This is a genomic window from Cryobacterium sp. MLB-32, from assembly GCF_000738085.1.
Classification (GTDB): domain Bacteria; phylum Actinomycetota; class Actinomycetes; order Actinomycetales; family Microbacteriaceae; genus Cryobacterium.
In genome coordinates this window covers 1-12,951 of the sequence record NZ_JPRS01000008.1, presented here as the reverse complement: position 1 = coordinate 12,951, position 12,951 = coordinate 1, and the positions used below count along the sequence as shown (strand labels likewise).

11 protein-coding genes are annotated in these 12,951 nt (G+C 65.8%); 7 read left to right on the top strand and 4 right to left on the bottom strand.

What is annotated here, in order from left to right; genetic code table 11:
• The 6 genes from JF66_RS22110 to JF66_RS02180 form a co-directional block, all read left to right on the top strand.
• Positions 1 to 195, top strand: a 195-nt coding sequence (locus JF66_RS22110; RefSeq protein WP_197059295.1) for a sugar transferase, incomplete at its 5' end; no start/stop codon positions are given.
• Between the two features lies 1 nt (position 196).
• Positions 197 to 1,423, top strand: coding sequence for a DUF1972 domain-containing protein (locus JF66_RS02200; protein WP_051973026.1), 1,227 nt, complete (start codon positions 197 to 199; stop codon positions 1,421 to 1,423).
• Between the two features lie 71 nt (positions 1,424 to 1,494).
• Entirely contained in the window at positions 1,495 to 2,244 is a 750-nt protein-coding gene (locus tag JF66_RS02195; protein ID WP_035874506.1) for a CDP-alcohol phosphatidyltransferase family protein, read from the top strand.
• A complete protein-coding gene (locus JF66_RS02190) occupies positions 2,241 to 3,182 on the top strand; it encodes a glycosyltransferase family 2 protein (protein ID WP_051973025.1) in 942 nt (313 codons plus the stop codon). The genes JF66_RS02195 and JF66_RS02190 overlap by 4 nt, the downstream gene beginning before the upstream one ends.
• Before the next feature lie 38 nt (positions 3,183 to 3,220).
• Positions 3,221 to 4,660, top strand: coding sequence for a polysaccharide biosynthesis tyrosine autokinase (locus JF66_RS02185; protein ID WP_197059294.1), 1,440 nt, complete (start codon positions 3,221 to 3,223; stop codon positions 4,658 to 4,660).
• Positions 4,661 to 4,668: 8 nt separating this feature from the next.
• Positions 4,669 to 5,715 carry a glycosyltransferase gene (locus JF66_RS02180; protein WP_051973023.1) on the top strand — a complete coding sequence of 349 codons (1,047 nt, stop codon included), beginning with the start codon at positions 4,669 to 4,671 and terminating at the stop codon, positions 5,713 to 5,715.
• Between the two features lie 30 nt (positions 5,716 to 5,745).
• On the opposite strand, the gene JF66_RS02175 is transcribed toward JF66_RS02180, so the two are convergent.
• The 3 genes from JF66_RS02175 to JF66_RS21540 all read right to left on the bottom strand — a co-directional run bounded on the left by JF66_RS02175 (position 5,746) and on the right by JF66_RS21540 (position 11,014).
• The gene (locus JF66_RS02175) at positions 5,746 to 6,714 is read right to left on the bottom strand and encodes a glycosyltransferase family 2 protein (protein WP_035874501.1); all 969 of its coding nucleotides are present in this window, start codon (positions 6,712 to 6,714) and stop codon (positions 5,746 to 5,748) included.
• Entirely contained in the window at positions 6,711 to 10,220 is a 3,510-nt protein-coding gene (locus tag JF66_RS02170) for a PKD domain-containing protein (RefSeq protein WP_081882083.1), read from the bottom strand. The genes JF66_RS02175 and JF66_RS02170 overlap by 4 nt, the downstream gene beginning before the upstream one ends.
• Before the next feature lie 101 nt (positions 10,221 to 10,321).
• Complete coding sequence (locus JF66_RS21540) at positions 10,322 to 11,014, bottom strand: hypothetical protein (RefSeq protein ID WP_051973021.1); 693 nt, start codon at positions 11,012 to 11,014, stop codon at positions 10,322 to 10,324.
• Positions 11,015 to 11,151: 137 nt separating this feature from the next.
• Here JF66_RS21540 and JF66_RS02160 point away from each other — a divergent pair, with 137 nt between their 5' ends.
• Entirely contained in the window at positions 11,152 to 12,270 is a 1,119-nt protein-coding gene (locus JF66_RS02160) for a glycosyltransferase family 4 protein (RefSeq protein ID WP_035874499.1), read from the top strand.
• Here the strand turns inward: JF66_RS02160 and JF66_RS02155 are convergent.
• Entirely contained in the window at positions 12,224 to 12,655 is a 432-nt protein-coding gene (locus tag JF66_RS02155) for a hypothetical protein (protein WP_035874496.1), read from the bottom strand. The genes JF66_RS02160 and JF66_RS02155 overlap by 47 nt on opposite strands.
• Positions 12,656 to 12,951 lie beyond the last annotated feature (296 nt).

The window sequence follows — 12,951 nt, the reverse complement described above, 5'->3', positions numbered from 1 at the left end:
AGCCACGTGCACCGCCGTCTTTACATCAAGCCTGGCCTGACTGGTATGTGGCAAGTGAACGGTCGCTCAAATCTGAGCTGGGACGACAGCGTGCGACTCGACCTCTACTACGTGGAGAACTGGTCCCTGGCTGGTGACCTGATGATCATCTGGCGCACGTTCAAGGTCATCGTGCAATCCGACGGGGCGTACTGAGATGGATGAATCAACAGATCCGCTTCGCATTGCCCTGATCGGCACACGCGGCGTGCCCGCCACCTACGGAGGGTTCGAAACAGCCGTCGAGGAGATTGGACGCCGCCTGGTCGACCGTGGCCATGACGTGACGGTGTACTGCCGACGGAACGGCAAGCCCGTTCTTGAGGAATACCGAGGCATGAAACTCGTATTCCTGCCGGCGATCCACCATCGCATTCTCGAAACCCTGAGCCACACCGCGCTGTCGGTGGCGCACGCCGTGACGCACCGCCCAGACGTTGCCTTCGTCTTCAATGCCGGCAATGCTCCCCTCGTTCCCGTGCTGCGCGCCCGCGGCATCCCGACAACCGTGCACGTGGACGGTCTCGAATGGAAACGAGACAAGTGGGGTGGCACAGCGCGACGTTATTACCGCTGGGCAGAGCAGTCGTGCGTGCGCCAGGCGGATGCGTTGATCGCTGATGCCCAGGGAATCGTCGACTACTACAAAGCTGAGTTTGCGGTGCCCACCGAACTCATCACCTATGGCGCCAGCATCCTCACCGACACTGCTGCCGACAAGCTTGGCCCACAGGGTCTGACCTCCGGAGAATTCCACCTGCTCGTGGCACGATTCGAACCCGAAAACCACGTAGACGTGATCATTCGGGGATACCGCCTCAGTACGTCTCGACTGCCGCTCGTCGTCGTCGGGTCGGCACCCTACGCGCTCGAGCACACCAGAAAGATTCAGGAGCTCGCGGCATCCGATCCACGCGTGCGCCTCCTTGGTGCGGTGTGGGATCAGGGCTTGCTTGACCAGCTCTATGTGCACGCAGCCACGTACGTGCACGGGCACTCGGTCGGCGGCACGAATCCGTCACTGTTGCGCGCCATGGGAGCGGCGACACCGGTGCTGGCCTGGGATGTCGTCTTCAATCGGGAAGTGCTCGGCCCAGACGGGTGGTTCTTCCACGACGCCGACTCGCTCGCCAGGTTGATCGACACGGCCGATCGCGCTCCCGACGAGATCCGTGACACCGGCGGAGCCCTTCAGGCGCGCGCTCACGCGGTCTACGACTGGGACGCCGTCTCCGCCGCTTATGAGCGCCTGGCCCTGCGCCTGGTCGCCGGGCACAGCACTCACGGGCTCAGCCGCGGACGAATCGAACGCCCGGAACCGAGTCCAGTGCGCTCGGCCGAGCGGCGGCCGTCACCCCTTCAGATCGAAGGAACCCCGTCATGAATCGGCCAACCCCCGCCTCCGCAAACCCCGTCTCTGCGCCCCCCGTCTCTGCGACCCCCGCCACTCCAGCCATGGCCGGGGATGAGACCTACCGAGACACGGTTCGGCGCCTGTCCTCCGCACAGAAGACGGCCGCCCGGGGAGCTCCGGCCTACTCGATCTACGTGAACCGAAAGGTCGGGCGGTATCTTGCTGCGGGAGCCTATCGACTCGGGCTCACGCCCAACATGGTCACCATAGTCAGCGCCGCGTTCACCTTCGGCGGCATCGCACTGCTCGCGCTGGGTCAGCCGAGCTGGCCCGTCGGGATCTCGGTCTGGCTGCTCCTCGCACTGGGATACGCCTTTGATTCCGCGGACGGTCAGGTGGCGCGCCTGCGCGGCGGCGGGTCACCATCCGGCGAATGGCTCGACCACGTCGTGGACTCGATCAAAATTTCCAGCCTGCACCTGGCCGTTCTCATCACCGCATTCACCCACTTCGACCTCCCGAACCCTGGGTGGTTGCTGGTACCGATCGGGTTCACCGTGGTCGGCGCGGTATCGTTCTTCGCCATGATCCTCAATGATCTGCTGAAGGCCAAACACCCCCGAGCCCAGCCCCCCGCTGGTCGCCGCAGCACGGTCTGGCGCTCGCTTCTGGGCGCTCCGACCGATTACGGGGTGTTGTGCGTCGCGTTTATCCTGCTGGGGGCACCGGGGATCTTTCTCGGCGTGTACACGCTGTTGTTCATCGCTCATTCGGGCTACCTGGTTCTGGCGCTCGGTAAATGGTTCCGGGACATGACGGCGCTTGGGCCGGTCGCACAGGGGCACTCATGACCCTGGCGCCCGACATCGCGCTCGTTGTCGTGAACTACGGTTCGCACGAGCTGCTCGAGAAGAACCTCGGGGGCCTTGCGGGGTGCATCGACCCCACACAGATCGTCGTCGTCGATAATTTCCGCCAGACGGAAGACAGTCGGCGGATGACCGCGCTCGCGACCCGGCACGGCTGGAGTCTCGTCGCCCTTCCCACCAACCAGGGCTTCGGTTCCGGAACAAACGCCGGCGTTGCTTTCGCGCGCAACCTCGGTTTCCGGCGTTTCCTGCTGATCAACCCCGACGCCCGCATCGACGAAGCGGGCATCGAAGCGCTCGCCCGCGAGTGCGCCGCCCGACCCGACGGCATCGTCGGCGCACGAATCCTGCGCACGGATGGTTCGGTCTGGTTTCACGGCGGGACGATTCTGCGCAAGCGGGGACGCACGAGCATGGGACCGTCGGCCGTCAGTTCGGCTGCGGGGGGTTGGATCACCGGCGCGTGCATGATGATCCACGCTGATCTCTGGGATCGGCTCGGCGGCTTTGATGACGCGTACTTCCTGTATTGGGAAGATGTCGACTTGTCCTGGCGCTGCACCGAGGCAGGCGGGCACCTGACGGTGCTTGACGATGTCACGGTGGAACACAGCGTCGGCGGAACACAGCGCAATGGCGGAAAGTCCACGACGTACGTGTACTTCAACTGCCGCAACCGTCTGCTCTTTGCGGCGCGGCATCTCCCCCGGAGACAGCGTCTGTCCTGGCTGCTCAACAGCCCCGGTTATGCCGCGGCAGTCATGCAGCATGGCGGTCGCCGCGCCCTCTCACATCATCCCGTGGCCATGCTCAGCGCGGCGATTCGAGGCACCCTGGCTGGCGCGTCACCGGGCCGGCGTCGCTGGCACACGGCGGGCGCCCGCGATCGTCCGGATGCTCTCATCCGCCAGACCGCATGAACGACCTGTCCATTCCCCCGAGCAAAAGAGGCACCGCCGTGGAACCGATCGAATACCTGCGCACCATCGGCCGACGATGGGTCGTCATCGTGCTGCTCGGCGCACTCGGCCTTGGGGCAGCATGGGCCTACGCATCGAGCGTGCCCCCGCTCTACAAGTCCACCAGCAGCGTCTTCGTGTCCTCCGATCGTGGCGAGACTACGAGCGAACTCGTGCAGGGATCCACCTTCAGCCAGAACCTCGTTCAGTCTTACGCCCAACTGGCGACAATGCCCGCGGTTCTCGACCCCGTGATCGAAAAGCTCAACCTGGACACGACCGCCCCGGAGCTCGCCTCCTCCATCGTCGCCGCCACTCCACTCAACACCGTCATCATTGAGATCACCGCCTCGAGCGAGTCTCCGACCCGCGCGGCCGCCACCGCAGACGCCGTCACGACTTCGCTCGCCACCACTGTTCAGAAGCTTGCACCCAAGGGGCCGAACAACACGCCGTCGATTACGCTCAGCACCGTGTCCACGGCACAGGTTCCGACGATTCCCTACGCACCGAACACTCGGTTGCTCCTGATCACCGGGCTCGGGGCAGGGCTGGCACTCGGCATCGTGTACGCGCTGGCGCGTGAACTGCTCGATACGCGACTGCACGGAGAGAAGAGCATTCTCCGCGTGACGGATGCCCCGGTGCTCGGAAAGATCGGCGAGAAACGTCGCAGTGATCCGGACGGCCTGGTCATGCGCGTCATGCCGCGCAGCCTTCTCGCCGAAGGCTACCGCCGCATTCGAACGAACCTCGAGTTCGTCGACGTGGACAACCGGCCGCGCTGCGTCGTGGTGACCTCACCCATGGTCGCCGACGGAAAGTCCACGAGCGCGCTGAACCTGGCCCTCGCCATGGCCGAGCGCGCGCCCCGCGTGCTGCTCATCGACGCCGACCTGCGCCGACCGTCTGTCGCCGGTATGTGCGATATCGAGGGCGAGGTCGGCCTGACCACGGTGTTGGTCGGCGCCGTCGCGCTCGAAGACGCCATCACCCTCTGGGGCGGCGTCTTGTATGTGCTCCCCTCCGGAGCGGTTCCGCCGAACCCCGGGCAGCTCCTCGGCGCAACCGCGATGAGTGACCTCATCCTCCGGCTGCGCGGTGAATACGACTTCATCGTGATCGATTCCCCACCCCTGCTTCCGGCGTCCGATGCTCTCGGCCTCGCCCACCTCGCCGACGGAGCAATCGTTGTGGCACGCGACAAGTCCACCCGACGGGCTCAGCTCGCCGCCACCATTGAGTCGCTCGACGCCGTCAACGCCCGATTGCTGGGGATCGTGCTCAACCGAATTCAGGAACGCCACTCGGATGCCTACAACTACGTGGAAACTGCCCAGGTCGTGAAGGCGCGCCTCGCGGCGTCCTCGGCGGCAGCCGCTAAGGCCGGCAACTCGAACCCAGACGGGCGTTCCACTGAAACGAGTCGCACCGCGTGATGCGGGTTATGCAGTCTTTCCCGGAAGGCCGCGACACGACGAATCCCTACCTCGTGCAGCTGATGCAGGGGCTGCAACCGCACGTGCGCGTCACCGGGCTGTCGTGGCGCCGCGCCCTAACCGAGCGCGTGGATGTGTTTCACGTTCATTGGCCGGAACTACTCCTGCGCGCGGGCACACCCGGCAGACGGATGCTGCGCCGCACGCTGGTGCGCATGCTTCTCGTCAAATGGCGCCTGCAGCGCACCGCAATCGTGCGCACCCTGCACAACACGCACAGCCATGAGGCCCTCCCCCGAGCCGACCGCAGGCTGTTATCCCGCCTCGACGACCAGACGAGCCTCTTTATTCGCCTCAATCCGACGACCGAGGCGCCATTTCGCACAGCAACGGGTCTCCCGTCGGGCACAATGCCGCTCGTGCACACGATCATGCACGGGGACTATCGTCCCTGGTTCCGGGATGCACAGGTTCCGCCGCGGGTGACGGGTCGCCTCCTCAACTTCGGCTTGATTCGGCCCTACAAGGGGATCCCTGCCCTGGTCGCAGCCTTCGCCGCCTGTCCGGATGACAGCAGGTCCGATACCCCCGGCCTCAGCCTCCACATCGTGGGTCGGCCAGGCACGGATTCTCTACGATCGGAAATCACCCGCGCTGCGACGCTGGATCCGCGAATCGTGCTGGCTCTCGGACACGCGACGGACCACGACCTGGTCGAGGAGATCGGCCAAGCCGAACTTGTCGTGCTGCCCTACCGGGAAATGCACAATTCTGGCGCGGCTCTGCTGGCCCTGTCCCTGAACCGTCCCGTTCTCGTCCCGTCCAATGATGTGACCGAGGAGCTGGGCCGGGAAGTGGGACCGGGATGGGTTATCACCTACCACGGGCCGATATCACCGCGACTTCTCGCCGCAGCAATCGAACGTTCGCGGGCTATCCACCCCGCGAGTTCCCCCGACCTGTCCGACCGGTCCTGGGACCTGATCGTGACGCAACACCTCGCGGCCTACCAAGCCGCCATCGTCTCCAGGGCCCGGTCGCGGCCATGCCCCTGAGCCCGTCATCTGCCAGGGAGGAACCGTCTGTCAGGCATCGGCATGGCGCCGGTACTCGCTGTAGACCGAGCCAGCCGAGCCGGTGAGCATGCCTGCCCCCCGTGCTGCGGTGCGCAGGCCGCGCGCTCGATGCGCGAGTTGCCCGGTGAGGACTCCGGCCAGAAATCGCAGAAGCCCTCCGCCCACGCGAACGAGCCCACGGAGCACGAGCGTCGTGCGCACGGCAATTCTTCGCCCCGGAGTTGTGTCGTCAAGGTGAATTCGGCTCCAGGTGTTGCCGATCCGGAAGGCTCGGCGCAGAACCCAGTCGGACGTCAGCCGTTCCGCGGGAACCACGTCGATGACGACGGCCTCGTCGCACCAGACCATCGTGCCTCCGCGCTCGTGCAACTGCCGCGTGAACAGCGAGTCGGATCCGCCGCTGAGCCCGAATCGGGCGTCGAACCGTACCTCGAGGCCACGCACTTGACGCAGATCGAGCAGCAGGTTATTTGTGGCGGCAAGTGACACGGTCGTGCCCGTACGCATGCGACGGCGTTCGAAAAATCTCCCCGCGCGCACCCAGTCGCTCGGCTCGGTGTCCCAGCGAGAGACGACTGGGCCGACAACGGCGGCCGGCTTCAGATCGGCGTAGGTGGACAGCAGATATGAGAGCCAACCAGCGACCGGACGTTCATCGTCGTCGATGAACACCAGCAGGTCGAAGTCGCCAGCCTCATCAAGGGCACGGTTCCTCGCCGCTGCGATTCCCGGGGTCGGCTCGTGCATGTAATGCACCGGGCCGCGCACAGCGAAGTCCCCTACGAGCTCCCGCGCCGCGGAATCAGGGTCGTTGTCGACCACCACAATGTGCGCGCCCGACACAACTGTCGCTCCGTCGTGTGCAGAGAGAGAGGAGACCTGTTCGATCAGAGCAGGCAGCAACTCGCGCAGGTCATCGGGCCGGCGGTACGTCAACACGGCGACCAGAACGCGAGGCGCATCGGTACGATCACTCATGCCACAGGCCGGGCGACGAGGTTGTCAAACGACGCGGTCAGCGGTGCGACCGTTGCCGAGCCGCTGATGTACAGCGACAGGCCGATGGAGCCGGCCCCCTGCATCGCGATGGTCGAGTCGGTGGCGCTGAGCTGCCAGCCGGACGGTTCCGGCGTGCCCACCTTCCACACTTTGGCGCGAAGTGTGGTGGGCGACGTGCCGAAGGCCTGCACGGTCATCTGCAGAACGTCACTGGTCGCGTAGGTCAATCCGGACACCGTCGCCGCAGACAGGGTTGTTCCCCCGTGCAGAAGCTGGATCTGCACGGCTCCCGTGGCGAGAACCTTGACCCGACCGCGATAGTCCTCGGTTCCCACCCGCCTGGCAAGCACGGAGACATAGCTTCCCCCGCCGGTCGTGGCCTGAAGCAGGGCAGTCCGCACGCTCACCTCGGTGTTGGACGACGACACCCCCGTCAGGTACGAGTTGACGGTCGCTCCGACACCGGCGCGGAGAGTTCCCACTCCGCCGGCCACGGCATAGTTCGACGTCGATCCGGAAACCGTCCACGCACCACCGGTGTCGGCCGTGCCCAGCCCCGCGGAGGCCGTGCGTTCGAAGGTGTCGACCGCGAACGGGGCGTTGGCGGCAGGCGCGTCCACGACGATCGTCTGCTGGCTGGTTCCTGACGACCCGGAGTTGTCCGTAACGGTGAGGACAATCGGATAGCTGCCGGGTGCCGCGTAGGAGTGTGTGGCCGTCACTCCGCTGCCCGTGCCCCCGTCGCCCCATGACCAGGCCCAGCTCGTGATCGTGCCATCGGAATCAGTGGATCCCCCCGCATCCACGGCCACGGTGAGTGGCGTCGCTGTCGTGGTGAAGACGGCGGTCGGTGGCACGTTCACGCGTGGGGCAGTCGTCAGAACCGACCGAGTAGCGGTGCCCGTGCCGCCCGCATTGTCGGTCACGGTGAGTGCGACGACGTAGGTTCCCGCCGCCGCGTAGACGTGAGAAGACGATGCGCCTGTTCCGGTGGCTCCGTCGCCCCACGACCACGCATAGCCCGCGACGGTGCCGTCCGGGTCGGACGAGCCGGAGGCATCCGTCGTGACCGTCAGCTGGTTGGCGACAGTGGTGAACGATGCCGTAGGCAGGACGTTTCTCGGTGGTGCGCCCCGGCCGATAGCGGAGTGGTAGCTCACCTGCTCGGCCGTCAGCGGTGAGGAATACACGGCTACCTCATCGATATCCGCGGCGAGATACGGGCTGGTCGGTGTGCTCGGCCAGCTCACCCCCACCGAGTCGCCACCGATCCGCCAGAATCCGGAGTATGGCCCCTCGCCGGAGGTCGTGTCAGTGCGGGTGGCGACTGATGCCCCGTCGACGAAGAGCTGCATACCGTTCGCGCCGAGAGTGGCGACGATGTGGTGCCAGGCGCCGTCGTTGTAGGAAGAGGTTGAGTTGACCGTTCGCACGGCGCTGGGCTTGGCACCGAACCAGATGCGACCGCTGTTGTCCATGTACACCTGACGGTCGAAGGTCGAGGACGATCCGGTCGATTTATTACCGAACCCGATGATCTTCCCGCCCGTTGTGGCCGTCGTCTTCACCCACGCTTCAAGGCTGAAGCTGTTCGTGGCGATTTCAGAGGTAGCTGTCGACGCGAACCCGGTTGCTGTGCCGTTGAATCGTGAGCCGGCGCCGACTGCCCCACTGACGTTGCGCGTCACACCCGCACCAGCAATCTCATCGACGCTGGATGCCCAGTCGAAGGCGGTGGGACCGCTGGCTTCGCCGAGGGGCCAGTACGACCGTGGCGAGTCCTGCAGCACGGCGGCCGCATAGTTGCTGAGGGAGCTCTGGGCGGCAACGGTGACCTGAGCGGCATCGCCGACGGCGGTATTCCCGAAGGGATCCGTGACCCGAATACGGTAGGAATGCGAGCTGTCTGGGGTGAGACCGGTGTCGGTGTAGCCGAGATACGGACGATTCCAGAAGACGGATGCCGCGGGCAGGGTGGCGACGGAGACGCCGTCCCGGACGACGTTGTAGACGAGGTTCTCGTTGTCACGGTCGTAGGCGGTCTGCCACGTCACCCGAACTCGGCCTGCCGCGAAGGACGCGAGGGTCGGCACAAAAGCGGCGGGCACAAAATACGTGTCGGCAACCCGCGGGCCCTCCTTATTGGGCGCGATGGCCGACACGGCAAAGCGTGCCAGTCCTTGCTGAGCTTTGTTGTTGACGATGGTGAATTCGCCACCGTACAGCGTGTACTGGGAGTTGGCCACGACGTTCCACGCGCCCTGCCCCTGCCCGGTGTAACTGCCGGTATTGATATCCGAGTAGAAGGGGAGCAGGGTGGGGCTCGGCTGGCCGGCGTAGTTGTAATAGCTGCCGACCGCGTTCTTGGCAACGACCCCGGTGGCCTGCATGCTGAAGGTGAGGGTGCGCTGCCAGGACCGTTGCGGGGTCTCGGGAAAACCGCCGATGTTGCCGCAGTAGTGCGCGTGTCCGGTGGTGTAGACCGTACCGCCGGCGGGCGCGGCCGAGTAGGTGTCTCCGTGGCAATCCTCGACCCAGATCAGGGTGCCGTCGTCCCAGCTGGCGCGGAAAGCGCCTTCGAAGTTACCGCCGGCGCCAAAGACGTACCCAGTACCAAAAACGCCCTCTGCCGACCCTGTCAGGCTTGTGATGCTGGCGGTGGCACCGCCATTGCGAATGAGGGAGTTGACCTTCCACGGCAGCGATGCGCCGGTGATCGAATCCACCGCAGCGAGACCGTACCCCGGGCTGTTGCCACCGTTGTATGCCGTGAAGCTGCCACCGAGAATGATTTTGCTCGAGTCTGGTGACACGGCGAGGGCGTTGACCCTGCCCCCCGTGGGTTGCCCGGTCCAGGGCAGCAGGGCCCCGTTGCCGGTGGAATAGGCCGAGAGACCATTCCGGGCCTGGTTGCCGGATGTCGAAAATGCCCCCGACAGGTAGAGCGTTGTGCCGGACACCGCCAGCGCCGAGACCGTGGCATTCGTGCCGGGGGCCCACGGGGTCACGAGCGCTCCGGTCGACGGTGTGAACGCGGCCACGCGATAACGGGCGACTCCCCCGACCGCGGTGAAGGACCCGCCCGCGTAGACGCGCGAGCCATCCGGCGCCGCCACGAGTGCGCGGACGGCGGCGTTGACGTTGGGATTGAAACCGGTCATGACCCCGGTGGTGAGATCGTAGGCGAGCATGTTATTGCGCACGACCTCGTTGACGCCGGGGGCCGAGCCGGCCGGGCGCGCACGGGTGAACTCGCCACCCACGTACACCGTGTTGCCCACGATGAGTTGTGCCCAGACCACTCCGTTGATCTGAACTGTCGGCAGCGAATCTCCCGCGACGGTGGCGGGCGTAGCCGGATTGGCCGGGGCGATCGGGGCGCTGTCCGCCTGCGCTGGCACGGCACCCCAGACGAGGACGGCAAGGAAAACAGCCATCGTCATGCCCGCGAGCATGCGCAGCCGTATGGCAGCAGATTTACCCATGCAAGTCCCCGGTTCACGTGAGGACGATGACCCTAGGGTGGCCACCGTTCTGACGGACATCGTAGTCATTGGGGCCGTTTTGTGCTGCCCCCAAATCGGGTTCAGGCCGGTGCCGGCCCTTGGAATACCACCACGGGGACACCCGCCGAGTAGTCGACCGAGATCTTGACCACGCCGCGGGACTCCTGTGGCACGGCGAATACGAACGTGCCGGTCGCCGACTGGCCCGGTTTCACCTCGTCGGGGAGCGGGACGCCCCCGGGTTCTGCAAGGTCGATGCTCGGAGTTTGGTCCAGACCGGCATAGACATTGACGACCGTTGAAGCGAGCGAAACGGATGCGTCGGTGCCGTTGCGCACGGTGACGGTGAAGCGTAGAGCCGGGCCGGCCACCTCTCCGGGACCCTGCGCTAGTCCGTCAACTGCTTCGAGGCTGCCCAGCGTGACGACGACCTGCGGAACGGCCATGGCCGCCTCGGTGAGTGCCACGGGGGCCTGCTCGACAGGGGCGGCCGGGAGCGCAGGGCCCTCCGGGGCCGACACCGGCGCATCCGTCGCAGGGTTCTGCGCCGATACGGGAGGCGCTGGCGGCGCGGCGCTCGGGGTGGCCGTGCCGGACGGTGCAGCAATCGGGGTGGACGAGGGCGCAGCCCCGCCGTCTCCCTGCGCCGCGCCATATCCGCTGAAGAGCGCCGTCGTCAACGCGCTGAGCAGGATGACGACCAGCACGACCGCGCCCCAGCCCAGAAACGTTACTTTTCGGGAACCGTGGAGCACCGGAGGTTGCGCTGTCATCTGCTTTGCCCTTCTTCCTGTGCAGTGGAGCCATTAATACACAGTCGAACGGTTGAATCATAGGGGTCACATGCGCGCTCGTGCGCGCTCGTGCGCGCTGTACAGTGTGGGACACCGGTCAACGCATCAGGAGCCAGATGAAGATTGCTGTTTTGCACGGGAGCAACGACTCGTACGGCGCGAGCCGCGTACTCGGCCAAGAGGTGGAGTGTCTGGTGAGTCTCGGGCACGAGGTCACGATTGTCGTTCCGCACCCCGGTCCACTCGCGAACAGCCTGGCCCATCTTGGCGGCGCCGTCACCGTGATCATCGATCCGACGCTGAGCGTGCTGCGTCGGAGTCGACCGGTCGACATGCTCCGTCCGCTGTCGCTCGGACCGGAAACGGCCCGTGCCGATCTGGTGGTCCTGTGGACACTGGCGCTCGCCGCCTATATTCCACTCCTGCGGCTCCGTCGCAAGCGATTCTACGTTTCTGTGCACGAACTTCTCCCCGGGCGGGCCGGGGGGCTGCTGGTGCGCGTTCTGCTGACCACCGGTCGGTTTCCCCTCACCGCGTGCAGCACCGCGACGGCCGACTGGCTGCACTCGCAGGGGGTGGCCCGAAGCCGCCTCACCGTGATGTTTCCCATTTTCGATCCGGTGACCGCCACGCCCAGTCCCCGGCCCCACGAGCCGGCCACAATTGCGGTCATCGGCCGGGTCAACGGCCACAAGGGACACCTCGAGGTGGTGCAGGCGCTGCAGGGGCAGGGGCCCGGCGCCCCCTCGTGGCGCTTGCTCCTGTTCGGGGCGCCGTTCCCCGGCCAGGAAGAAGCCCTGACCGAGGTGCTTACTGCAGCAGCCGGTGACTCACGAATCCAGTATCGGGGCGAGGCTTCCTCGCTCGCCGCCATCGCGGACGACATCGATGCCGTGCTGTGCTTTCCTACCCGACCAGAGCCGTTCGGTTTAGTTCCGATTGAGGCGTGGCGCCTCGGACTTCGCTCCGTGGGCTACGCGGACGGCGGCGCGGCCGATGTTCTCGACATCGTTGGGGGGATCGGGGTACCGCGAACGAACGACACCGGGGCGGACGTGCGGGCAGCCCTGCTCTCCCTCGACCGTGCAATCCGTCAGGACGACGAGCTTGCGCCACCCACCAGGGTCAACCCGTTCTTCTCCTCCGATGGTCGTCTGGAACTGCTCCGTACCGTCATCCACACCGCGATCAGCCGTTCGCGGGTACCGTCACCGGCTGCACGAGATCTGGACTGACGGCGGCAGTCGGCACGGCGGCAGTCGGCACGGCGGCAGTCGGCACGGCGGCAGCAGCTGCAGCCGCCGTGATCGTGATGCCGACGGCGCTGCCTGTCACGGAATTTCCGAACGGGTCGATGACCTTGATCGCGTACGAGACGTTGCTTCCTCCCGCGCGACCCGTGTCCGTCCAGCTCATCGTGGGGCGCCGCCAGACCACGGACAGCCCGGTCACGACGCCATTGATCTGCGGTGTGGGGAGCGCGTCGGCGGCCACGGTCGTCGGGGTCGACGGGTTCGGCGGAGCGGTATCGGCGAGCCCGGCCGTGGCGGGAATCAGGCCGGCCGACACGAGAAGGGCTGTGACGAGCGCTGCCAGCAGGAAGCGTGAACGTGGAACCATGGTGTCCTCGATCCGGTTCGAGCCGCGCTCCTCGGGTGGCTGGCTGCAGCGAGAATAGTGAGGATTCCGAGATTAGGGTCGGCGCGACAGAAAGTGCAAAAAACGAGGCCCCCGTGCGTGTGCACGAAGACCTCGTCTTCACTGTGTGTACTGCACTATTCTGGCTAGCCGCGTTTCACCGTCACCAGGGCGTTGTCGGGAACGTAGTAGTTTCGGGCCATGGTGATGACTGTTGTGGTCGGCGAAATGACGGCGCAGTTCGCGTTGGTCGTGTTGCGGCCGAATTTGTTGTCGGT

Excerpts from the sequence above, each read along its gene's own strand:
- JF66_RS02200 (WP_051973026.1), top strand. The coding sequence starts at position 197 with ATGGATGAATCAACAGATCCGCTTCGCATTGCCCTGATCGGCACACGC.
- JF66_RS02195 (WP_035874506.1), top strand. The coding sequence starts at position 1,495 with ATGGCCGGGGATGAGACCTACCGAGACACGGTTCGGCGCCTGTCCTCC.
- JF66_RS02190 (WP_051973025.1), top strand. The coding sequence starts at position 2,241 with ATGACCCTGGCGCCCGACATCGCGCTCGTTGTCGTGAACTACGGTTCG.
- JF66_RS02180 (WP_051973023.1), top strand. The coding sequence starts at position 4,669 with ATGCAGTCTTTCCCGGAAGGCCGCGACACGACGAATCCCTACCTCGTG.
- JF66_RS02175 (WP_035874501.1), bottom strand. The coding sequence starts at position 6,714 with ATGAGTGATCGTACCGATGCGCCTCGCGTTCTGGTCGCCGTGTTGACG.
- JF66_RS02170 (WP_081882083.1), bottom strand. The coding sequence starts at position 10,220 with ATGGGTAAATCTGCTGCCATACGGCTGCGCATGCTCGCGGGCATGACG.
- JF66_RS21540 (WP_051973021.1), bottom strand. The coding sequence starts at position 11,014 with ATGACAGCGCAACCTCCGGTGCTCCACGGTTCCCGAAAAGTAACGTTT.
- JF66_RS02160 (WP_035874499.1), top strand. The coding sequence starts at position 11,152 with ATGAAGATTGCTGTTTTGCACGGGAGCAACGACTCGTACGGCGCGAGC.
- JF66_RS02155 (WP_035874496.1), bottom strand. The coding sequence starts at position 12,655 with ATGGTTCCACGTTCACGCTTCCTGCTGGCAGCGCTCGTCACAGCCCTT.